This is a genomic window from Wolbachia endosymbiont (group B) of Ischnura elegans, assembly GCF_947251585.1.
Lineage (GTDB): Bacteria > Pseudomonadota > Alphaproteobacteria > Rickettsiales > Anaplasmataceae > Wolbachia.
Window position 1 is genome coordinate 1607148 of the sequence record NZ_OX366371.1, and the last position, 23492, is coordinate 1630639.

At 34.6% G+C, this 23492-nt stretch carries 24 protein-coding genes and 4 pseudogenes; 24 read left to right on the forward strand and 4 right to left on the reverse strand.

Annotation, left to right across the window (positions count from 1 at the left end; genetic code table 11):
• The first annotated feature begins 40 nt into the window (after positions 1-40).
• The gene (locus OPR58_RS08240) at positions 41-1507 is read left to right on the forward strand and encodes an IS4 family transposase (RefSeq protein WP_265023151.1); all 1467 of its coding nucleotides are present in this window, start codon (positions 41-43) and stop codon (positions 1505-1507) included.
• 165 nt (positions 1508-1672) lie between these two features.
• Here OPR58_RS08240 and OPR58_RS08245 read toward each other — a convergent pair.
• Positions 1673-2059, reverse strand: a pseudogene (locus OPR58_RS08245) (transposase); the annotation flags it as partial.
• A gap of 109 nt (positions 2060-2168) precedes the next feature.
• On the opposite strand from OPR58_RS08245, the gene OPR58_RS08250 reads away from it, so the two are divergent.
• From OPR58_RS08250 to OPR58_RS08335, 19 genes and pseudogenes are all read left to right on the forward strand, one after another.
• Positions 2169-3128 (forward strand): IS5 family transposase, encoded by a 960-nt coding sequence (locus OPR58_RS08250; protein ID WP_265022212.1) that lies wholly within the window; start codon positions 2169-2171, stop codon positions 3126-3128.
• 79 nt (positions 3129-3207) lie between these two features.
• Positions 3208-3924 (forward strand): annotated as a pseudogene (locus tag OPR58_RS11195) (recombinase family protein); the annotation flags it as partial.
• A 546-nt stretch (positions 3925-4470) separates the two neighbouring features.
• Positions 4471-5073 (forward strand): annotated as a pseudogene (locus OPR58_RS11200) (AAA family ATPase); the annotation flags it as partial.
• 41 nt (positions 5074-5114) lie between these two features.
• Positions 5115-5615, forward strand: a complete 501-nt coding sequence (locus OPR58_RS08260; RefSeq protein ID WP_265022435.1) for a hypothetical protein — start codon at positions 5115-5117, stop codon at positions 5613-5615.
• A 36-nt stretch (positions 5616-5651) separates the two neighbouring features.
• A complete protein-coding gene (locus OPR58_RS08265) occupies positions 5652-5804 on the forward strand; it encodes a hypothetical protein (RefSeq protein ID WP_265022436.1) in 153 nt (50 codons plus the stop codon).
• Positions 5805-5921: 117 nt separating this feature from the next.
• Complete coding sequence (locus OPR58_RS08270) at positions 5922-6596, forward strand: hypothetical protein (RefSeq protein WP_265022437.1); 675 nt, start codon at positions 5922-5924, stop codon at positions 6594-6596.
• A 6-nt stretch (positions 6597-6602) separates the two neighbouring features.
• A pseudogene (locus OPR58_RS08275) lies at positions 6603-8553 on the forward strand (DUF4815 domain-containing protein).
• A gap of 14 nt (positions 8554-8567) precedes the next feature.
• Positions 8568-9755, forward strand: a complete 1188-nt coding sequence (locus tag OPR58_RS08280) for a hypothetical protein (RefSeq protein ID WP_265022292.1) — start codon at positions 8568-8570, stop codon at positions 9753-9755.
• Entirely contained in the window at positions 9755-9949 is a 195-nt protein-coding gene (locus tag OPR58_RS08285; RefSeq protein ID WP_265022291.1) for a hypothetical protein, read from the forward strand. The genes OPR58_RS08280 and OPR58_RS08285 overlap by 1 nt, the downstream gene beginning before the upstream one ends.
• The gene (locus OPR58_RS08290) at positions 9946-11367 is read left to right on the forward strand and encodes a M24 family metallopeptidase (RefSeq protein ID WP_265022290.1); all 1422 of its coding nucleotides are present in this window, start codon (positions 9946-9948) and stop codon (positions 11365-11367) included. The genes OPR58_RS08285 and OPR58_RS08290 overlap by 4 nt, the downstream gene beginning before the upstream one ends.
• 10 nt (positions 11368-11377) lie before the next feature.
• Positions 11378-11938 carry a hypothetical protein gene (locus OPR58_RS08295; protein ID WP_265022438.1) on the forward strand — a complete coding sequence of 187 codons (561 nt, stop codon included), beginning with the start codon at positions 11378-11380 and terminating at the stop codon, positions 11936-11938.
• Positions 11931-13118 carry a phage tail sheath subtilisin-like domain-containing protein gene (locus tag OPR58_RS08300; protein WP_265023190.1) on the forward strand — a complete coding sequence of 396 codons (1188 nt, stop codon included), beginning with the start codon at positions 11931-11933 and terminating at the stop codon, positions 13116-13118. The genes OPR58_RS08295 and OPR58_RS08300 overlap by 8 nt, the downstream gene beginning before the upstream one ends.
• 11 nt (positions 13119-13129) lie before the next feature.
• The gene (locus tag OPR58_RS08305) at positions 13130-13636 is read left to right on the forward strand and encodes a phage major tail tube protein (RefSeq protein ID WP_019236469.1); all 507 of its coding nucleotides are present in this window, start codon (positions 13130-13132) and stop codon (positions 13634-13636) included.
• A gap of 87 nt (positions 13637-13723) precedes the next feature.
• Positions 13724-14587, forward strand: a complete 864-nt coding sequence (locus OPR58_RS08310) for an Rpn family recombination-promoting nuclease/putative transposase (RefSeq protein WP_265022439.1) — start codon at positions 13724-13726, stop codon at positions 14585-14587.
• A gap of 133 nt (positions 14588-14720) precedes the next feature.
• Positions 14721-14975, forward strand: coding sequence for a phage tail assembly protein (locus OPR58_RS08315; RefSeq protein WP_019236471.1), 255 nt, complete (start codon positions 14721-14723; stop codon positions 14973-14975).
• Positions 14976-15090: 115 nt separating this feature from the next.
• Positions 15091-17370, forward strand: coding sequence for a phage tail tape measure protein (locus OPR58_RS08320; protein WP_265022440.1), 2280 nt, complete (start codon positions 15091-15093; stop codon positions 17368-17370).
• Complete coding sequence (locus OPR58_RS08325; protein ID WP_019236473.1) at positions 17370-17726, forward strand: phage tail protein; 357 nt, start codon at positions 17370-17372, stop codon at positions 17724-17726. Before OPR58_RS08320 ends, OPR58_RS08325 begins: the two co-directional genes overlap by 1 nt.
• The gene (locus tag OPR58_RS08330; protein WP_019236474.1) at positions 17723-17932 is read left to right on the forward strand and encodes a tail protein X; all 210 of its coding nucleotides are present in this window, start codon (positions 17723-17725) and stop codon (positions 17930-17932) included. Before OPR58_RS08325 ends, OPR58_RS08330 begins: the two co-directional genes overlap by 4 nt.
• Positions 17933-18679: a phage tail protein gene (locus OPR58_RS08335; protein WP_265022441.1), complete on the forward strand. Its 747-nt coding sequence runs from the start codon at positions 17933-17935 to the stop codon at positions 18677-18679.
• Between the two features lie 12 nt (positions 18680-18691).
• Here OPR58_RS08335 and OPR58_RS08340 read toward each other — a convergent pair whose 3' ends face one another.
• A complete protein-coding gene (locus OPR58_RS08340) occupies positions 18692-19651 on the reverse strand; it encodes an IS5 family transposase (protein WP_265022212.1) in 960 nt (319 codons plus the stop codon).
• Positions 19652-19745: 94 nt separating this feature from the next.
• Between OPR58_RS08340 and OPR58_RS08345 the strand changes: the two genes are divergently transcribed.
• From OPR58_RS08345 to OPR58_RS08355, 3 genes are read left to right on the forward strand one after another with little or no spacing between them, the layout of a single operon-like run.
• Positions 19746-19988, forward strand: coding sequence for a hypothetical protein (locus OPR58_RS08345; RefSeq protein ID WP_265022442.1), 243 nt, complete (start codon positions 19746-19748; stop codon positions 19986-19988).
• A 52-nt stretch (positions 19989-20040) separates the two neighbouring features.
• Entirely contained in the window at positions 20041-20562 is a 522-nt protein-coding gene (locus OPR58_RS08350) for an ankyrin repeat domain-containing protein (protein ID WP_265022443.1), read from the forward strand.
• Between the two features lie 45 nt (positions 20563-20607).
• Positions 20608-20823: a hypothetical protein gene (locus tag OPR58_RS08355; protein WP_019236477.1), complete on the forward strand. Its 216-nt coding sequence runs from the start codon at positions 20608-20610 to the stop codon at positions 20821-20823.
• Here the strand turns inward: OPR58_RS08355 and OPR58_RS08360 are convergent, their stop codons facing one another.
• Entirely contained in the window at positions 20824-21348 is a 525-nt protein-coding gene (locus OPR58_RS08360) for a phospholipase D family nuclease (protein ID WP_038197876.1), read from the reverse strand.
• Between OPR58_RS08360 and OPR58_RS08365 the strand changes: the two genes are divergently transcribed.
• Positions 21335-22264: a patatin-like phospholipase family protein gene (locus OPR58_RS08365; RefSeq protein WP_141456711.1), complete on the forward strand. Its 930-nt coding sequence runs from the start codon at positions 21335-21337 to the stop codon at positions 22262-22264. The genes OPR58_RS08360 and OPR58_RS08365 overlap by 14 nt on opposite strands.
• A gap of 95 nt (positions 22265-22359) precedes the next feature.
• Here OPR58_RS08365 and OPR58_RS08370 read toward each other — a convergent pair whose 3' ends face one another.
• Positions 22360-23448 (reverse strand): IS481 family transposase, encoded by a 1089-nt coding sequence (locus OPR58_RS08370; RefSeq protein WP_019236582.1) that lies wholly within the window; start codon positions 23446-23448, stop codon positions 22360-22362.
• Between the last annotated feature and the right edge of the window lie 44 nt (positions 23449-23492).

Below are 23492 nucleotides of genomic sequence, written 5' to 3' on the forward strand. Positions count from 1 at the left end.
TTAGTACTATAAATAGACCTATGGTCTAAAAATGAAATATATGATGAAAGGAAGTATAAATACCTCAACTAGTGAATGGGCAGAAAGTGAATTTGGGATTGTTAATTTTGGCGATATAAGATTAAGTAAAAGGCTTTTAAAAGTAGTTAATAGTTTTGCTGAATCGCCTGAATGTTCAATAAATCAAGCTTGTAAAGATTGGTATCAAAGTAAAGCAGCTTATAGATTTTTTCAAAATGATGCCATTTCTGAAAGAAAGATATTAGACAGTCATATAGTTAAAACTGTTGAAAGAGCTAAAGAATATTCAACTATTTTAGCTATCCAAGACACGAGTTATATTTCATATAAAAATCATAAAAAGGCCAAAGGATTAGGGATTATAGCAGCAAGATTAAGATCTGAAACAACCAATTTTAAAACCCATGGATTAGTGATGCATACAACATTTGCAGTTACAACAGAAGGACTACCTATAGGATTATTAGATCAAAAAATTAGTACTAGACCTCCCTTAGCTGAAGACCTAAGAGAGTTGAAAAGGAGAAGCCATAACACTGCTGTTCCTATAGAAGAGAAAGAAAGCATACGGTGGATAGCATCACTAAAAGACTCTACTAATCACCCTGGATTAAAGGATGTTAAGGTAGTTACCGTTTGCGATAGAGAAGGAGATATTTATGATTTATTTGAAGTTGCTTCCACTAATCAATCTCTTTTTGTAGTAAGAGGAAATCAAAACAGAACAGTAAACAAGAGATCAACTTATTCTGAAAAAGGTGGTGAAAAGTTGTGGGATTTGATGAATCGTATGCCTTGCCAAGGAGAAATTCAAATAAGTATTCCTACCCGTGATAATAGGCCTAAAAGAACAGCAGTGTTAGAAGTAAAGTTTAGTAACTTTGTGATGAATGCATCAAAAAACAACGCTAGACGTAAGACTCAAAAACTTCCTAATTTAAATTTGAATGCTGTCTATGTTATAGAAAAGTATTCCCCATTTGGCGAAGAACCTATGAACTGGATCTTATTGACAAATATAAGTGTTAATAATTTTGAAGAAGCAGTAGAAAAAATACAATGGTATTGCTTAAGGTGGAGAATAGAGGTCTTTCATAAAATTTTGAAATCCGGTCTTAAAGTTGAAGAATGTAGACTCCAAACAGCAGATAGATTGATCCGCTTTCTTACAATAATGAGTATAATTGCATGGAGAATATTTTTTATTACATTAGTAGCTAGAACAAATCCCAATCTTCCTTGTACTATCATACTGACTGATGAGGAGTGGAAGGTTTTGTATACAAAAATGCTAAAAACAAAAAACTATCCTGAAGCCCCACCACCCATAAGAAAAATCGTGAGGTGGGTAGCTCAATTGGGAGGGTTTTTAGCTCGCAAAAATGACTTAGAACCAGGTCCTATAGCTTTGTGGAAGGGATGGAAACGTCTCTTTGATTTAGCAGAAGGATGGAGACTTGCTCATGAATCCTATATTTATGGGTAATAGTAAGGTTCTTATGTTAAACATACAAATACTAAAAAATTTACAGAATAAAAAAGGTAAAAGAAACGTATCTGTTCAGCAGAGTAGCAAAATAAGATAGACAGATAAGACTATCATAGGAACAAATAGGTGTCATGCAAGTAGCTGACACTGGCATCTACCGTCTTAAACATCAAGATAAAAATTATTGTTTTTTATCATAGCATTTAAACAAATGATGATTTTTCTCATTACAGCAACTAAAGCAACTTTAGCGGCTTTGCCGGAGTCAACTAAACGCTGGTAAAATACTTTCATTTTTTTATTATGACGCATTGCAACCACAGCAGACATGTATAATGCTTTTCGAGCATAAAATCTGCCACCTATGACTTGGGCCTTGCTTACTTTCCTTCCGCTTTCACTAGTTTTTGGTGCAACTCCAACTAGACAAGCTATTTCCTTATTATCTAACCTGCCAAGTTCAGGTACCTCTATGAGTAGGATACTTGCGGTTTTCCGTCCAACACCTTTATAGCTAGTTAGCAGTTTGCTTTTTTCCTTCAAATCAGGAAGGCTTTGTTGCATAGCTAGTGTTGGTTGAGGTTATTGTAAGGAGAAAAGCTTATGGTTACTAACGCATTTTGTTGTAAAATAGGCATTTTTCAAACAAGTATAACTTATGCCACAAAAAATGAGAGTAAGTAACCAAAGAGAATATAATGAGTTTCTAAAAAAAAGAGGAAATGTTTTTCATTTTGTTAATCAAGCCATAGAAAATTGGTATGAAAATAGTCCAAAAGTTGCAGGTGGCAATAACACTTATAGTGATAAAGTTGTAATTTTAATACACATAATAGTTCATCTTTTTAGAATTGGCTTGAGACAAGCTGTAGGTTTTGTAAAAGGTTATATGGTACAAATAGGCAAAAAACTTAAGATTATCAGCTATACACAAGCTTCCAGAAGATTTAAAAAGCTTAATTTGAAGATTGATGACCATAGAAGCAATAAAGATGATCTGGAAAATGTTGAAATTGCCGTAGATAGCACTAGAGTTAGTATCTACAATAATAACGGTGGGCATAGTAAGCTTAATATTCGAAAAAGAAAATACAGTGGTTATGGTCAAGTAAGAAAATTACATGTTATTTTAAACATAAATGATAAGAAAGCAATAAGCATGAACTACACTAGTGGTGTTGCTGTAGACTATTTGCCGGTCTGCGATATGTTAGAAGAAGTCAGTGATAAATATAACATTTGTTCTATTCGAGCAGATGCGGCTTATGATATAAAAAGTGTGTATAAAGAATGCAGAAAATACAATATTGTGCCTATTATTCGCCCTAGGAAGGATACTAAAATTTGTTTAGCTGACTACTTATCAGAAAGAAACAAGTATATTAGTAGAATTAGGTCATATGAGAATTATGAAGATGGTATTAATGAATGGAAGAAAAAAGTTAAGTATGGAGCACGGTCTTATATTGAAGTCTTTTTCTATAGGTTGAAGCAAATATTTGGGTTTGGCTTGAAAAATAAATCAGAGGTAAATCGTGAAAAAGAGCTGTTAATTAAGTGCTACTTACTGAACAAATTTACTGATATTGGTATGGCTAAATTTAAATTAGCTGCGTAAGTTCATTGTGATTTACATGCCTATCAGTGCTATGCAACAAAGCCATCCAGAATCTCAATTACTATTACAAATGCAAGGTATGATAGCAGAATACGAACGTGCAAAAATCATGGAACGAAGTCGTCGAGGAAAGATTTATGCAGCAAATAAGGGTTGTATAAGTGTAATGAGTGCTGCTCCTTATGGCTATCGTTATATAAACAAAAATACAGAAACAGGACAGGCCTTATTTGAGATTTATGAAGAAGAAGCTGAAGTTGTTCGTAAAGTATTCTCTTGGGTAGGAAGAGAAAGAGCCAGTATAGGAGAAGTATGTCGTAGGCTAAGTGCTATGTCCATTATGACGAGAACTGGAAAAGAGTATTGGGATAGGGCTGTAGTTTTGAGTATGTTAAAAAACTCTGCTTATAAAGGACAAGCAGCTTTTGGTAAAACAAGGTTTGGCGTAAAACTAAAACATATAAGACCGAAAAAAAACTCCTGCGAGCATCCAAAAGATAATTATTCTACTTATCCTGTTCCAAAAGAGGATTGGATTTATATTAAAGTACCTAGTATAGTAAGCGAAGATTTATTTGAAATCGTTCAAGAACAATTAGCTGAGAATAGAAAAATAGCAAGAACAAGACAAAGAGGAGCAAGACATTTATTGCAAGGTTTAGTAGTATGTAAGCTTTGCAATTATGCATATTATGGTACTAGCACTGCAAGGAATAAGGAGGGGAAAAAAACTAATAATCAGGTATATTATCGTTGTGTTGGCACGGATTCATACCGTTTTGGCGGTAATAAAATGTGTAACAACAAATTAATTCGTACAGATACATTAGACATGGCTGTGTGGGAAGAGGTGAAACATCTATTAAAAAATCCGAATAGAATATTAGAGGAGTATAAACGTAGACTTTCAGAACTTAAAAAATCACCACTAGATCAAAAAAGCGCTTTGCTTGAAACACAAGAAGATAAATTAAAACGAGGTATTGCAAGGTTAATTGATAGTTATGCTCAAGAATATATTGATCAAGAAGAATTTGAGCCAAGAATTAAAGCAATGAAACAAAACTTAAAAATGGTTGAAGAACAAAAGAAAAAGATATTTGATCAGAAAAAACTCACACAAGAGTTAACTCTAGTAGTAACAAATTTAGAGGGGTTTTCCTCTAGTATTAACTCAAGTCTTAATAATGCAGACTGGCTAACTAAACGTGATATTATTAGAACGTTAGTTAAGCGAATTGAGATTAATTTTGAGGATGTAAACATCGTGTTTAGAGTAAAAGAGCTTCCAGACTCTTTTCATATGGAAAAAATCAATGCTTGCAATGTTGTTGTAGGGGTAGGTAGATCATTTCTTGGTATGACACCAAATAGACCTTTGAAAATTTTCTACATGCAAACTGAAATTGAATATGAATATATGAAAGAACGGTTGCAACAACTTGATAACGAACTTTTGAATGTAGCTGCCAATAACTTAATTATCACGCCAAGAGTACAATTATCATTTAGTAGTGAAGAAATAGATGAAATTAAAAATGTTGTCAAAGAGCGTTTTAAACCTGATATTATTGCGATTGATCCTCTTCGTAACATTTTTAACTCAAGTGAATATGGCAATGAAAATGACAATAGCGCTATGCTATTCTTTTTGCAAAAGACACTCGAAAGACTGAGAAATATTATTAATCCAGATTCAGGCATAATACTCACCCACCATACAAAAAAACTATCCAAAAAAATGTTAGAAGAAGATCCATTTCAAGGCCTAAGCGGTGCTGGATCTTTACGTGGATTTTACAGTACTGGTATGGTGATGTTTGCTCATGATGAAGAAAGCAGTGTACGCCAGATAGTATTTGAGCTTCGTAATGGTGAACGCGTGCCAAACAAACTTGTCGATAAGATAAGTGGTAGTTGGAAACTTGTAGACCAATGGAGTTGATTCTTTTTTTTCGTTTTGCAATTAATTTATAGGAGGACAATATGCTATCAGATTTTTTAACTGATTTTAATACTGCAAAATCACAAAGTAATTTGATACCAAAAGGTACAACAGTAAAAGTCAAAATGGCGATTAAACCAGGAGGTTATGAAAATTGGTTCACTAAAAGCTATGCTACCGGCAGCATCTATTTAAACGCTGAATTTACTGTCACTGAAGGTCTATATGCAAAACGTAAGATTTTTCAAGTAATTGGCATTAAAAGTGGCAAAGCAAGCGTTGAAGGAGAAGATGTTTGGGCAGAAGCTGGACGTTCTATGCTTAGAAGTATTTTAGAGTCAGCACGGAACATTCATTCAAATGACACTTCAGAAAAAGCAGTTATTGCTAGAAAGATCAACTCTATAGCTGATTTTAACGGGTTAGAATTTACTGCAAAAGTTGGTATTGAAGCTGATCGATATGGAGAAAAAAACAAGATTACTACAATTATTACTCCAGAACAAAATAAAAATGTTCAAAATGATTGGGTCCCGTTTTGAGGTACGACGAACTGGACTGCTGTCATTGAGAGGGCTATGAAAGATGCAGTAGGAAAAAACGTGAAGCTGAAAGAAGAAGCGATAAAATGGTTAAATTCTGAATCTTTTGAAACTGTTTGTGAGCTAGCTAATCTCGATTTTCAATATATCAAAAAGCATTGTTTCGATATTCTCGAAAGAAAAAAGTAGTTCTGGTTTTTTAAGATAAAAGAATGTTTAAGCATAAAAATGCACTTCAAAAAAATTTTCATTTTTTCCGGAAAAACCTGTGAGAAATCCGGTATATATATAGTAAGAGGGGAAAAAATGTCAATTCTTACACAATCAGGTCGGGCAGCAATAGCCGCAAGTATAAAAGAGCAGCCGATACATCTTGCTTGGGGTAGTGGTGATGCCAATTGGGAAAGTAGCCATCAGGTCAAAAAAGTTTTTGTTGAGGGTGAAATAGCTCTAGATCACCACACTATTAAAGATGTAAGGGTTTTTACAGGACAAACAACTTATCAGCCAAATATAGTTGATAGCAGTACTGGTGTAATTAAACGTACGGAAAATAGCTCTATTCCAGTAAGTGATAAAGTTACTGTAGAGTATAGTGAAAGCACACCACCAGAGCTGATAACTTCTGAAAAGCTGCTCAATGAACTTGGCAGACGTACTGCAGATGAAGTGCTATTCTGCACAGGTGATGAAAATGGAGAGCTTTTGACCCCTTCTGGGAGGTTTAACCCTTCTAATGTACCAACCAACAATCTTTTTCTCAAATTCACTTTCGATTTCACGGATGCAGCAAATCAAGTTATACGGGAATTAGGGGTTATGGTTGGTACTAAAATAAAAGAAGGATTACCTGAAGGACAGAGATATTTCGAGCCAAAAGACGTGGAAAATCCTGGAATTTTGTTAGTTTTAGAACACACCGTACCACTTATCAGAACATCTGCAACTCGGGAAACTTTTTCATTTGTTGTAACTTTTTGAAACAAAATGACCTTAAATAGTTATTATAACCGCTTTAATCCTGACAAAGAATACGAAAAAGCTTGTTCCTTGCAGGAAGAGGTTTGCAGTCAGCAGAATTAAATGAGACTCAGGAGTATGCTCTTTCTAAGCTCAAAGGCATAGGTGATGCAATATTCCGTGATGGCGATGTTATAACAGGAAGCAATTGTATTATAGATAGAGAAACTGGTAAAGTTACACTTGAAGGAGGAAAAATCTATCTGCGCGGTGCAGTTAGAAAAGTTGAAAAAGAAGAATTTGTTATTCCACTGAGTACCACAGTTCGCATAGGTGTTTATTATGTAGAATCTACGATTACAGAACTTGAGGATGAAAACCTTCGTGATCCTGCTATTGGTACAAGAAACTATCAGGAAGTAGGAGCTGCAAGGCTTAAAGTTTCCACTATTTGGGGTTATCAAGCAGAAGGTCTTTCTCCACGTTTTTCTGAAGGAGAGTTCTATCCAATTTATAACATTGAAAATGGGATACTGATAGAACATTCACCGCCACCACAAGCAAATATAGTAACTACTGCTCTTGCTCGTTATGACAAAGAGGCAAATGGTTCCTACGTTGTAAATGGCCTTGAAGTGATGTTCCTCCACAAAGAAGAAAAGGGAGAAGAAGGGGTAAAAAAAGGTAAAAAAGAAATATTTGTGATTAATGAGGGCAAAGCTCATGTTGATGGCTATGAGATTGAACTTCCTCACAGTATTCGTGTTTCTTTTGATGAAGATCCGGATATAAAATCAGTTGAATCAGAACCACATACTTTTCAGCCAAATAGCCAAAGAGTAATGGAACTTAAAGTTAATGATTTTCCAATAAGTGAAATCAAAAAAGTAGATATAACCGTTCAAAAAACCATTACCATTACTCATGGTTCATATTCAGGAGCCATTGATCCGATACCTGACTCTGCAGTACTTGAAATTATTCAAATTAAACAAGGCAATGTTATTTATGAAAATAGTATAGATTACAAATTAAACGCAGGAAACGTTGATTGGTCATTACCAGGTAAAGAACCAGCTCCTGGAAGTAGTTATCAAATAACTTACCGCTGTCGTACTCATGTAAGTCCTGAAGATATAAGTGAAGAGGGATGCAAAGTAAAGGGAGCAGTTGATAACAGCTTGGTTTTGATTGATTACACCTGGAAAATGCCACGCTTTGATTTAATTACTATCGATAGCAAAGGGGTGGTAAGAAGAATAAAAGGAATTTCCCACTCTTGGAGACCATCGATGCCTCAAGCACCTTCTGGACAACTTTTGCTCTGCTACATTCATCAGACATGGAAAAACGGAGAAAAAGAAGGGGTAAAAATAGTGAATAATGCTATTCATGCTGTACCGATGAATGAGCTTGAAGCAATGAAAAAAGGAATAAATGATCTTTATGCGCTGGTTGCAGAGGAGCGTTTACGCAATGATGCAAATTCAAGAGAACCTACCACCAAAAAAGGAGTATTTGTTGATTCGTTCTTTGATGATGATATGCGTGATCAAGGAATTTCGCAGTCTGCAGCAATAGTAAACAAAGAATTAATTTTACCTATAGATGTGGAAATTATTGATGTTGAAAGAGGTAAAGAACCTTATCTTTTACCTTATAAACTTGAACCGGTACTGGAGCAGCTTTTACAGACTAAAGGAGAAAAAATTAATCCGTATCAAGCTTTTGATCAAGTCCCGGCGCAAATTACTCTAAATAAAAACATTGACCACTGGACCGAGGTTACCACTAATTGGAAAAGTCCAGTAACAAGAGTTTTAATGTTAAAGAAACGACAGAGCTGCTGTCAAGTACTTCATACGAAGCTGAATTTATGAGAGAAGCAGTACAGAATTTTGAAATTGAAGGTTTTGAGCCAAGTGAGAAGCTTAAAGAGATAAAATTTGACGGAATAAACATTCAACCTATAACTTAAAACTGGAAAACCAAATGTTAACAGCTAACAATCAGGGAAAATTAAAGGGAAAGGTGAAAGTACCAGCAAATATTCCAGCCGGTACTAAATTAGTGCAATTTTACGGGGATAAAGGAAGTTATGGAGAAGCAACTTATACTGGTAAAAAAACAATTACCATAGAGGAAAGAAGAAGAGTTATCGCAGCAAGAAGAGTTGATCCTTTAGCACAAACATTTACTTTAAATGAGAGCAGACACATAGGGGGTCTAGATTTATGGTTCACAAATAGCGGCAAAAAACGTGTTGTTGTGCAGATTAGAGAAACAGCAGTGGGAATGCCCTCGCAGACTGTCATTGCTGAAAGTTATATTGAGCCAAAAGATATAAAGATAGATGGCACAGCAACACGTATAGAGTGGTTACCAGTGTTTTGCCATGCAGGACAAGAGTATGCAATAGTGCTACTCACTGATGATGCAGATACTGCAGTAAAAATAGCAGAGCTTGGCAAATATGATACAGTAAATATTCGTTGGGTAACAAGTCAACCATATCAAGTAGGAGTATTACTTTCATCAAGCAATGCAAGTACCTGGACTCCACATCAGAACTTAGATTTAACGTTTCGGCTTTTGGCTGCAAAATTTAGCGAAGTTTCTCACATTATTGATCTTGGCAAGGTTACTGCAAATAACGTATCAGATTTAATTGTTTTGACGAACGTCGAAAAAGTAGCATTTGATACCAATGTGGAATTTATTTTAACAGATGAAGAAGGAAAAGAAAATTTTTTGTCTGATAATTTGCCGCTCGCACTGCGTGAAAGAATAAATGGGGAATTAACGGTAAAAGCAAGCCTAAAAGGAGGGCGAGAAAAAAGTCCAGTTCTTTATCCTGGGTTACAGCTAGTTATGGGTAATATAGGGGAAAAAGGAGATTATGTTACAAGAAGCATTACAGCAGGAGCTAACACCAAGATCACCATAACATATGATGCGCTAATACCTGGCACTGCAGATGTTAAAGCATATGTGGAACAAAGCGTCAAAGGATGGCAATTAGTAAATTTAACATCAGGAAAACCAATTGGAGAAAATTGGGTAGAGAGAACTCATGTGCTGACAAACTTTAATGGCAATGAGACTAGGGTAAAATTAGTTTTAAGTGGAACAGTTGTTTATCGCCCTAAGGTAAAAAATCTCAGAGTGATTGTCACATAATGACTGTTGACCAAACCAAACGAGAATATCCACTGCCTCATCCAGAAAATATTGCAGTTCAAGATGTGGTACGTATTCGAAGAGCTATAGAAAAAATAGATGAAGATATTACCGAAAGAGAAGATGAGCATAATCAACTAAAAAATAATTTTAAACGATTTAGATTTGAAACTTTTTTGAATTTTTGGGAATGAAAGAAGCAATATACCAAAGAATAAAGGATTTAGCAGCAAACAGCACACCTGATCAACTGGCATATCTTGCGAAATCACTGGAATTGATAGCAGATAAAAAAGCTATTTCTAATATAGTGCAAATGGCTAAAATAAAAGAAATAATTGATGCACTACAAAAAAGACTTAAGGATTTAGTAGCAAACAGTACTCCAGATCAATTAGCATATCTTGCTAAAGCATTGGAATCAATAGTCGACAAAAGTGCGGTTTCTGAAATTGTGCAGATGACAGATGGTAAGCTAAAAGAACTTCTTGATAGTGCAAAAAAACACTTAACTGATCTGGATAATAAAAAAGCTAGTTCTTTAGCAGTGATCTCTGAATCAGAGAAGCAGTTATTAAAGAGAATTGATGAAAAAGGGACAACAAATTTATCGCTACTTGATACGAGAAAGAATGCCAGTATTGCAGCAATAAATAGTGTTGGCAATGATCATAAAGATGGTCTTAAAGGTTTAGTGAATAACTTCCGTACTGTTAATGATGTGCCAAGTGGCTCATCAATTATTAGGGAAATAGAAACTCGAATTGAAAACATCTCTAATGAGGTAAAAACTCGGGATGAACAGTTAAAAGCGTCTCTTATAAATGAAATAAGAAAGCGCAACATGGTTGAACCAGGGTCATTACCTTTCTTATTTGGTGTACTTGGCAGAAAAAATAATTATTTTGGCCACGGAACTTTTACGACAGAGCTTGGAAAGTGGAGTAGTGATATAACAAAAACTGACTATATGTTACAACTACTAGCAGGTAGCCATACGTACAATACAGATTACGTTAGTTTTTATCGGCCAAGACAACTAAGTTTTATAGAGGGAAGTAAAGGAACATTTATTTACGGAGAGTTATGCACAAAAAGTTTTTCGGGTAGTTATGATGAGATATACTATTACCCGTATGCTGCACTTGGAGTAGTATTTGTAAAAAATACAACCAATGTGAACATAAATAAGACAATGGAATTTGTTGGATCATCGTATTCGAGTACGGAGTACGGGGGAGCAGGATTATTTGTGGGAACTCCTGATAACACTAATTCTAATAAATCAAGTATTTCAAAAATAGTATGGAAAAATGTTTACCAATACATGAGTTCTGATAGCAAGTTAGCCGGATCTGGTAATGTGGAGATTCCAGCAGGAAAAACAGTTGCAATATTACTTTACACATCATCTTATCTGTATTCCAGAACACAAGTTAGTCAAGGTATGCTTGCATCAAATTATGTACACAACTATGGTCAATTTATTCAGTGGGGGATTTATAACATACGTAGCAATTTTCTCACCACAGGGCTTGAGGTAGATGTGGAAAGGACGCTCAGGGGTTGGCAATGTCCAGGGTTAGAACGAACTGATCAAATATGGCAATGAGGAGGAATTTGTGACTATTTATATACGTTTTGAAAACCACAAGCAGATTGAAACAACAACACTTGAAAACAAGCCAACTGGAAATGATTGGTATGAAGCACCAAAGAATTTTGACTGGCAAAAAAGTTATTGTTTAACAGGAGGAGGAAAAATTGCTCAGCGAAATCAAGAAGACATTGAATTGGAGTTACTGCAAAATGCGAAGTTTTCTGCACTTTCTAATCTTCGTGCTTATTATGATAACTATACTCACCAATACGCAGGGCATTCTCACCAAAAAGCTAAATCTTATGAGATTCAAGCGAAAGCCGCAGAGAACATTTTAGCAGCACCAGAATCTATGAATGAAAAGGATGCAGAAATTATAGAGCCTTTAGCAAAAGTACGTGGTATTACAGTTATTGAAATGGCAAGAATAATTGAGGAAAAAGTGAAAAAAGCAGTAAAAGCAATAATTAAATGTGAAGAGCTTGAAGATTTAGCCAAAAGAAAGATTGAAGAAGCTAAAAGTGAAAATGAGCTACAGACTTTGCTAGATGATTTCAGGAAAAAAATACAAAGAAATGGCTGAAGAATTTTTACATGGCGTAAATGTTATTGAGGTAACCTCAGGAGCAAAGACAGTACGTACAGCTAAATCATCAGTGATAGGTGTAATTGGTACTGCACCTGATGCTGACGAGCAAAAATTTCCACTGAGTAGTCCAGTATTAATAGCGGGAAGCTTAAAAGAAGCAGCAAAGCTTGGGAAAAAAGGAACTTTGCCTTCTGCAGTAAATGGAATATTTTCTCAAGTTGGTGCAACAGTAGTAGTTATTCGAGTTGAAGAAAGTGAAAACAGCGATCCAAAACTAAAAGAAGAAGAGACGCTGAAGAGTATAATTGGCGGTGTTGATAAAGAGACTGGAGAGTATCAAGGGATAGAGGCATTCCTCAGTAGTGAAAGCATAGTTCATATTGCTCCAAGAATATTAATTGCTCCTAAGTTTACTCATCAGTTACCTGAAATAGATGGAGTAAATCCAGTAGTGAGTGCTTTAATTTCCATAGCAGAAAAATTAAGAGCAATTATTGTTGCAGATGGACCAAATACTAATGATGAAGAAGCAATAAAATGGAGAAAAAGTGTAGGCAGCTCAAGAGTTTACGTAGTTGACCCTTGGGTTAAGGTATTTATTGAAGGAAAAGAAGGAACCTTGCCAGCAAGCCCATTTGTAGCTGGTTTAATAGCAAAAGTAGATAGCGAACAAGGATTTTGGCACTCACCTTCAAATAAAGAGATAAATGGTATTGTTGGAACAAGCAGGCCTATTGATTTTACGCTCGGTAATACAAATTGTAGAGCAAACCATTTAAATGAAAATGAAGTAACAACGATAATTCATCAAAATGGCTATAGGCTTTGGGGAAATAGAACATGTTCAAACGATTCGAAATGGGCTTTTCTATCAGTAAGGCGCACTGCAGATTTAATTAACGATAGTTTACTTCGAGCTCATCTCTGGGCAGTTGATCGCAATATCACCAAAACTTATATAGATGATGTGATTGAGGGGGTGAATTCTTATTTGGCCAATTTAAAAGTACAAGGAGCGATTATCAGTGGAAAATGTTATGCAACTCCCGAACTCAATACACCGGCAAATATTGCAAGCGGAAAAGTGTCTTTTGATTTTGAGTTTACACCGCCATATCCAGCTGAGCAAATAATATTCAGATCCCATCTTGTAAATAATAGTGTAATAAGTTAGGAGAAAGCGAAGTGTTACCCAAAATACTGAGAAATTTTAACGTATTTGTAGATGGTCGTGGTTATGCAGGAAAAATAGATGAAATTACGCTACCAAAGCTTACCATAAAAACAGAAGAGTACCGTGCTGGTGGTATGGATATTCCAATAAATATTGACATGGGCATGGAAAAGCTTGAAGCAGATTTCACTTTTTCTGAATACGATACAGAGCTTTTTCGGCTATTTGGGTTGATAAATGGAAATTCAGTATCTTTAACTCTTCGTGGTGGAATGCAAGGAAGTGGTAGTAATGATATTGAAGGAGTAATTATCAACCTCAGAGGCATATTCAAAGAATTTGATTTTGGTAGCTGGAAACCTGCTGAAAAAGCCACTCTAAAATGCACTGTAGCTGCCCATTACTATAAACTTACGATAGGTGGTAATGAATTAATAGAAATCGATGCTGAGAATATGATCCGTAAGATTAACGGTGTGGATCAAATGGCCTTGCTGCAAACGATTCTAGGGATTTAATGTAATAGACGGATGCCTTTTCACTTCTTTATTGAAAAATTACTGATAATACTGTATAATTATTGATGTTTTTTAGGCATTTGTGCTATGGCTTTATCTAAATTTCTCGACCCTAAGAATGATGTAGCATTCCGCCGTATCTTTGGTACAGAAAAGAATAAAGATATCCTCATTCACTTTCTAAATGATATTTTGAGCTTTACTGGCAAAAATGCAATACAGGATATAGAGTTTTTAAGTACTATTCAAGATCCTGATATTGCATCTAAAAAGCAAAGTATTGTTGATGTGCTATGTAGAGATTCCACAGGAGTGCAATGGATAATTGAGATGCAGGTCGCTAAAACCAAAGGCTTTGAAAAACGTGCCCAATATTACGCTGCTAAAGCCTATTCAAGACAAGCAGATAAAGGTGATCAATACCATAACCTTAAGGAAATTATCTTTATTGCTATAGCAGATTGTATTTTATTTCCTGATAAGTCCGAGTATAAATCAAAGCACACTATTCGCGATGAAGATACTAATGAACATGATCTAAAAGATTTTTATTTTGTATTTATTGAATTGCCTAAATTTCCCAAAACCAAAGAAGATCAGCTTTCAAATATAGTTGAGAAGTGGGTGTATTTTTTTAAGTACGCTGATGAAACAAGTGAAGAAGAATTGGAAAGGATAACAGGAAGTGACGTAATAATCAAAAAAGCGTATGAAGAGCTAAACAGGTTTAACTGGTCAGAAAAAGAGTTTATAGCCTATGAACAGGAGACTAAGCGTATTCGTGATGAACAGGCTGTCCTTGCTCAAAAACTTGATGATGCCAAAAAAGAAGGAAAGATTGAAGTTGCAAAAGCGATGTTGACTAATGATGTTGATATTAACACTATTGTCAAGTGTACAGGTCTTTCTGTCGATGAGGTTCAAGAATTAATTCAAGTTGAAGGGAAATAACCCCTATTATCATCTTTATATTGAGAAATTTAGTATGAAGAATCGTTAATCAAACACAAAAACTATAGTAACAAAAATTAGTTATGTAAAAGCCGATATAGACTTTTATTTAATTAACTTTTTCAGGAGAAGTATGCAAGCTATAACACTTAATAACCCAATAACAGTTGATGGAATTTCTGTCTCAGAATTATCGATACGTGAACCTAAAGTAAGAGATTTACTTGCTATAGAACGCATAGAAGGCGAAGCTTTAAAAGAAGTAGCTTTAATTGCTAATCTAGCATCCGTACCAAAAGAAGTAGTTGAAGATTTATGTATTAAAGATTATGTAGAAATACAGAAGGTGCTAAAAGGTTTTTTGTCGCCGCTGGAACAGAGGAGTTAAGATTCAATATTTTAAAACTTAGCTCAACAACAGGAAGTGGAATTGAGCAAATTATTAATATGAGTACAAAAGAGTTTCTAAAGTGGTTAGAAGTAAGTGAAGGAGTAACAAAAAAATGTCAATGCTTTCAATAAAAATAGGTGCAACGTTAGATGGCAGTTTTAATAATGCAATGACAGGTAGTGCAGCAAAGCTTTCTAAGTTGGGTGATAGTATAAAGCAGCTTGATTCATCAATGAAATCGGTTTCCAAATTTAAGCAATTAAATCATGATGCCCTTCAAGCCATGAAGAATTGGAAGGAAGCGGAGAAGAAAGCGAAAGAATCAGCTACAGCAATTGCTAAAGAGAAGAAGGAAAAAAAAGAGCCAAGCAAAGCACTGAGAAATGAATTCGAAAAATTGAAAGCATCGGCATCAAAGGCAAAAGAGGCTTATATTAAAAAGAGAGATGCACTTCACACATTAAATGAAGAAATTAGGAAAAGTGGAAAGGATGTTAAATCTTTAGTGAGAGATCAAACTAAACTTGGTTCATCTATTGAAGTACTAAAAGGAAAATACAGTAAATTAGGATCTGTAATACAAAAACAGCAAAATGCTTTAGCAAGAAAAGCGCATTATAGATCACAAGTAATGGAGACTATAGGACTAGGTCTTTCGCTTGCAGCGCCAATTAAAGTTGCGATTAACTTTGAAAGTGCTATGGCTGATGTTAAGAAGGTTGTAAAGTTTCAGAATGATGAGGAATTTAATAAGTTTAGTGAGAATATAAAGAAGTTATCCCGTGAAATACCTCTATCAGCTACAGAATTAGCACAAATAGCTGCAAGTGGTGGACAACTTGGAATTCAAAAAGATAAGTTAATTGGATTTACAACAACAGTAGCTAAAATGGCCACAGCATTTGATATGTCTGCAGAAGAAGCAGGTGATTCTATAGCTAAGCTTGCCAATGTTTATGGAATTGAGGTAGCAGGCATGGAAAGAGTAGGTAATATTATAAATCACCTTTCAGATAATAGTGCTGCTAAAGCAAAGGATATGGTCCAAGCGCTTGCTATAGTTGGTGGTACTGCAAAACAGTTTGGTTTTGATATTAAACAGACAAGTAGTTTAGTAAATGCCTTTATTAGCCTAGGCAAACAACCTGCAAAAGCAGCAACTGCAATAAACGCTCTACTTAGTAAACTTCAGACTGCTGAAGGACAGGGGAAAAAGTTTAAAGCAGCATTGGAAGATGTGGGAATAACTGCAGAAGAGATGACACAAAGGATTAGCAGAAATGGCCAAGACGCACTACTTTACTTTTTTGAAACTCTAGAGAAGGTAAATAAACAGGAACGTTCGCAAATCCTTCTTGATCTGTTTGGTCAAGAGTATCAAGATGATATTGCATTACTAGTTGGAAGCTTAAAGAATTATAAAGATGCCATAAATCATTTAGCTGATGAGGAAGAATTTAAACAGTCCATGCAAGAAGAGTTTAACAATCGTGCAGCAACTACAGCAAATAACTTACGATTACTGAGGAATGCGATAGCAGAGGTGGGAATGAATCTGGGCTCAGTAATGCTACCTCCTTTAAAGTGGATAAGTAATATTCTAAGAGAGATAACTAACCCCATAGCTTGGTTTGCAGAAAAGTTTCCAGTTATTACTACAGGAATAATGAGTATAATTTCAGCTCTTATTATTGGTAAGATTGCAGTGGTAGGTTTTGGTTATGTATTTGCATTGGCTGGAGGTGGAATATTAACTTTTAAGGCTATTTTGCACGGAACACTTTTACCAGTATTAACTTCATTATCAGCACGAGTAATTCCAGCAGTAATCATGGGGCTGAAAGCTTTAACGCTAACCAATCCTATAGGAGCTGCTGTTGCTGGACTATCAGTTGGTGCAGCGCTTGTAATCGCTAATTGGCAGAAGGTAAAGGACTTTTTCTCAAGTATCTGGAAATCAATTACAAAACCTATAGAAAATTGGATTGGTGTAGGAAAATTGTTTAATGATAATCCAATAAAAGCATTTGAGAAACCAGTAGAAGCAAAAATAGGCAATACAACTAAGATAATCAGTGAAAATAGAAGTATTTTTAGTAAAGGAAATCCTTTATTAAATAATAATACTTTTAGTGGAATTTCGAATAGTAGAACGAATATTGAAAGTGCTAGAGTGATTACAGAAAAAAGTTCTGTAGCAGATAATTCAGAGAAAGTTTTAAAAGACTGTGAAAAGTGTGAACAAAAAATTTTTAATCAAACTTTTACATTTAATATAAGTATAAAAGCAGAACCTAACCAAGATGTACGTAGTCTTGCTGATGCAGTAATAAAAAGAATAAGAGAAAAATCGCGTGACGTTCTGTTTGATTCAATAGAACCAATTTACTAATGCTATCACTTGGTCAGCATAAGCTTTCTCCAACAAGTTTAAGGTATAGTAAAGAAAACCGTTGGAGTACAATTGAGTGTATTGGTAAAATACCTTCATTACAAAATATTGGCCAAGGTACAGAAAATATAGACTTAGAAGGAATAATTTATTTCCATAATCTCAATGATTTAAATCAATTAAAAAGTATGAAAGAAGCTGAGGAAAATCAGGAACCAAGTATCTTAGTAGACAATTTAGGAAATGTTTTGGGAAGATTTGTTATTGTGCGGTTAGAAGAAAAGCAAACGTCGTATTTTCCATGTGGATTACCAAAAAAGATAGAATTTAGCTTAAGTTTAAGGCGTTATATATGATAGTACATTATATAGCACGAGAAAATGAAATGTTAGATTACATATGTTTTAAACACTATGGATATAGCTCTGGAGCAGTAGAAATAGTATTGGAGGAAAACCCTGGACTTGCGGAGTATGGAAGTTTTTTGCCTGCAGGATTAAAGATCAGGTTACCTACAATACAAGAGCAATTAAAAAAATCGAAGTTAAAAGTATGGGAATAAATGAAACCTGAATTTAGCATTGAAGGAATAAAAGATCATGTAATATCGGTGCATCTTACTGATGAATCTGGTACTATAGATGATGTTGCAGAGGTGTGCGTTGATTATGGCAATGAAAACGTGGAAGTTCCAAGTGAATTGAACATAGCGCTGGGTTATAAGGAAACGGGAATCTTTCCAATGGGTATATATACAGTCAACGAAGTTACGATACAAGGCCCACCTAAGACTCTACTAATAAAAGCTCATGCAACAAATTTAAGAATATCTTTAAAAGCAAAAGTATCAAAAGAATGGCATCAAATTACCATAGAAAACTTAGTGAAAGAAATAGCTCAAAAACATGGATATGGACATAAAGTCGATGAGAAATTTAAAGACGTACTTATATCTCACATCAATCAAACTGAGGAGAGTGATATAAGCCTTCTAACGAAAATAGCAATAGAGCGTGAAGCAATGGTAAAATTAGCTGGTGGGTATATATTATTTATTTCAAAAAACATGGCAAAATCAGCCACAGGAAAAGCTTTAGGAACAACGACTATTAGACCTCAAGACACAATTAATTGGAAAGTGCATTTTACCGTACGTGATAAATACAATTCAGTAGTAGCAAAATGGCACAGCTATGAAAAGGGTGAAACTATTAAAGAAATAGTTGGTAGCGGCGAACCAAGTTATATTATGCTAGAAATTTACCCAAATGCAGAGTGGCTTTGTTGCATAGCACTGATAGGCATGTAAATCACAATGAACTTACGCAGCTAATTTAAATTTAGCCATACCAATATCAGTAAATTTGTTCAGTAAGTAGCACTTAATTAACAGCTCTTTTTCACGATTTACCTCTGATTTATTTTTCAAGCCAAACCCAAATATTTGCTTCAACCTATAGAAAAAGACTTCAATATAAGACCGTGCTCCATACTTAACTTTTTTCTTCCATTCATTAATACCATCTTCATAATTCTCATATGACCTAATTCTACTAATATACTTGTTTCTTTCTGATAAGTAGTCAGCTAAACAAATTTTAGTATCCTTCCTAGGGCGAATAATAGGCACAATATTGTATTTTCTGCATTCTTTATACACACTTTTTATATCATAAGCCGCATCTGCTCGAATAGAACAAATGTTATATTTATCACTGACTTCTTCTAACATATCGCAGACCGGCAAATAGTCTACAGCAACACCACTAGTGTAGTTCATGCTTATTGCTTTCTTATCATTTATGTTTAAAATAACATGTAATTTTCTTACTTGACCATAACCACTGTATTTTCTTTTTCGAATATTAAGCTTACTATGCCCACCGTTATTATTGTAGATACTAACTCTAGTGCTATCTACGGCAATTTCAACATTTTCCAGATCATCTTTATTGCTTCTATGGTCATCAATCTTCAAATTAAGCTTTTTAAATCTTCTGGAAGCTTGTGTATAGCTGATAATCTTAAGTTTTTTGCCTATTTGTACCATATAACCTTTTACAAAACCTACAGCTTGTCTCAAGCCAATTCTAAAAAGATGAACTATTATGTGTATTAAAATTACAACTTTATCACTATAAGTGTTATTGCCACCTGCAACTTTTGGACTATTTTCATACCAATTTTCTATGGCTTGATTAACAAAATGAAAAACATTTCCTCTTTTTTTTAGAAACTCATTATATTCTCTTTGGTTACTTACTCTCATTTTTTGTGGCATAAGTTATACTTGTTTGAAAAATGCCTATTTTACAACAAAATGCGTTAGTAACCATAAGCTTTTCTCCTTACAATAACCTCAACCAACACTAGCTATGCAACAAAGCCATGCAGAGTCAGCGCTAAGTGCAGCAAATGCCAAATTGAAACAATTGAAGCGTAACAATGAAACTTTAGATATAACTATGTCTGGTAATCCAGAGTTATTTGCAGAAGCAAAGCTTAATCTTATAGATTTTAATCAAGCAGTAGATGGTGAATGGATAGTTAATAGAGCAGAGCATACTCTAAATAGCTCAGGTTACCTTACTATGTTATCAGCATCTTTAAGTAAGTAATGTTAAGGAAAAATAAGTACATAGTCTATTCAATGTAAAGAAACTACTGAATATGAGTCAACTAAAATGTAATGAAAAGGATAAAATACATTTTGTATGGTTTATACCATTAATAGTATGTGTTGTTATTACATATTGCTACCAAAAATCCAAAGCTAACGAGAATTACAGAAAGATACTACAAGTAGCTACTGTAAGTTGTAGTTTAGAAACAACGAGATTTTTAGTAAAAGATATAATACCAAACTTAAGCGAAACTGCATTACATTATGCAGCAAGAGAAGGATGCTTAGATACTATTAGATTTTTAATAGTAGAAGAGAAAGTAAATATAAATGCAATCGATAAGAATGCTTTTAAAAGGACAGCTTTACATCATGCTGCAGGTGAAGGGCATTTAGGAATTGTAAGGTTCTTATTAGAAAAAGGCGTGAATCCTAACATAAAAGATAATGACGGAAAAGGAGCTAGAAAAATAGCTGTAATGGCATCGCGACACGATAAAAACAAACCTTATAAAGAAATAATAAAGTTACTGGCTAGAGCAGAGGAACAGTACAAATCAGAGAAGTAGTTACTATAAAGTAGTTATCCATAATAAATCCACATTTAAGTAATTATGAAAAATCAAAAAATCCCAATCGCAGTAATTGTAACGATGTTAATACAGACGGTAGCGGCGATTTGGTGGCTTGCCAAACTGGATTTACGAGTGCATATACATGAAAAACTCATAGAACAAAATAATGGATTAACTGTTACGGTATATCGTCTGGAAGAGCGGGTAAAAAATCTTTCTGAGGAATTGGATGAATTCAAAGCTAACTCAAAGTAACTATTCTAGCATATAAGGCTTAGAATGTGATTGGCGATCTTCCCAATTTTCGATGTATTGCTCAACTAGTGGAGAATCTCCAGTTATGATCAATAGATTCTCAGCATTCTTTTTCTGGGCAGCATCAGAGAAATTGAACGAACCCGTAATGATTTTTTGATTATCAATGATCATAATTTTGCTATGTGAAATTGCAGGTTTATAGTCTATATATATTGGTATTCTTTGATGAAACAGCTCATTGATAACGCTATACTTTGAGCTCACTTGCGATTCGTCGAGAATAACCTTAATATCAACACCACGTTTTTTTGCTCTAATTAAAGATTGTGCAATAGGCTTTGAGGTAAATTGGTATGCCTGAACCAACACGGATTTTTTAGCATGATCCATAGAATCAATTATTAGATTGGTACAATTTTCTCTAGGAGTGAAACATACAGTAGTACTTGGACAAGAAACACACCCTGATAAAAGTGAGCAAGTTAATAAAACTAATAAATATCTACTCATGACTAAATACATCCTTTCAATTGACGGTGGTGGTATAAGGGGCATAATACCAGCAGTAATTCTAGCAGAAATAGAAAAGAGAGCAAGGAAACCTATTTCTCAAATTTTTGATCTTATGGCTGGTACTTCAACAGGCGGAATTGTTGTAGCTGGGTTATGCAAAAAAGATGAACGGGGAAATCTCCAATATTCAGCAAATGATTTAGTTGAGCTTTACCAAGAATACGGGTCATATATTTTTAAATCTTCATTCTTCAGGCGATCAATATTATCTTGGTTTAACTGTGCACAATACCCACATAAAAATATTGAATTTGTACTGGATAAATATTTTGGTGATGATACTCTACAAAATACTTTAAGTAAGGTACTGATAACAAGTTATGATATTCATAACAACTATCCTTTCTTTTTTAAGAGTTGGAGAGAAGATAGAGATTTTGTCAAATTAAAAGATGCACTCAGAGCTACAACGGCTGCACCTACTTATTTCATACCAAAATATCTAAAAATTGACCAGATAGACAGAGTATTAGTGGATGGAGGGGTTTTTGCAAATAATCCAGCAGCTTGTGCATATGCAAGTGGTAAGAGGTTATTTCCAAATGATGAGATTATACTGCTATCAATAGGTACTGGTGGAACAAATAGAAGTATAAAGTATGCTAACTCAAGGAGATTTGGCAAAATAGGGTGGATCAAGCCACTACTGAATGTGATGTTTGCTTCTGGATTGGATTGCGTTGATTATCAACTAGAACAAGTAATAGATGATAAATACATAAGAATACAATCGCAATTGAAAGTAGCATCGACTGAGATGGACAATATTACACTCAAAAACATCAAATTTCTTCAGCAAGAGGCAAATGCAATGATAGAAGGTAATCAAAAAGTAATCGATAAATTCTGTGATGTTTTATCTTGATACGTAGAAATGCCAAAAAAATTCTGCAGAGCTAAATAAGGGTTTAGAATAGATAATATATTGTACTAGACACAACTTAATCTGACAGCAACGAATTAACTGACAGAAGAATTGAGGTAGTTAAAACTAATATCAGTCTCTTGTTTAACGTTACTAATATTTTTCTGAAAAGCAATGTGTTTGCTATCAAGAAAAGTCTGCATAGGCGTTTTACCATAGCAATATTTACCTGAGTGAGGCCTGGTCTCATTGTAAGAGCGTAACCAATGATCAACATCTATCTGCAAATCTTCTAAAGAACTGTAGATTTTCTTTCTAAAGATAATATTGTAACACTCATCTTGCATAGTTTTATGAAACCTTTCGCATATGCCATTAGTTTGTGGTGAATTGGCTTTAGTTCTTGAATGATCAATATTTTCAATTCCCAAATAAAGCTGATAAGCGTGATTTTCTGGTTTACCACAATATTCTGTACCTCTATCAGTCAAAATGCGCAATAATGGCACGTTTTGTACATCGAAAAATGGTATTACTCTATCATTCAGCAAGTCGGCAGCGGTAATAGCAGTTTTATCTGTATAAAGCTTAGCAAAAGCCACTCTCGAATATGTATCAATAAAAGTCTGCTGGTAAATGCGCCCAACGCCCTTGATATTGCCTACGTAATAAGTATCTTGAGACCCTAAATAACCTGAGTGTTCTGTTTCAATTTCACCGTGAGCTTCTCTTTGCTCTTTAACTTTTTCCAATGCTGCAAGTTGCTCTTCAGTTAAAATTATGCCGTCTTGTGCAACCTTTGCTTCAAGGGCTTTAAGTCTTTTTTTGAACGTTTCAATGTCATTTCTTAGCCATACAGATCTTACGCCACCTTCGGAAATTATTACACCCCTTTTTCTCAGCTCATTTGCAGCTCTTTGTTGTCCATATGCTGGAAATTCTGTAGCTATGCCAATTATTGCCCTTTCTATATCTTCGGAAACTCTGTTTGCTAATAGGGGTTTTTTCTTACTTATTTCATGTAATGCTCCTTCTCCCCCACTTTCATATAACTCCTTAAATCGATAAAATGTATCACGCGAATAACCCATCACCTTACACGCTTGTGATACGTTACCTAATTGCTTTGCTAGTTCTAATAACCCTAACTTTGGTTTTAGTATTTTTGTTTGTATCGTACTCATATCTAACACTCCTTTCTTTTATTATTTTATAACTTACTTTTTTA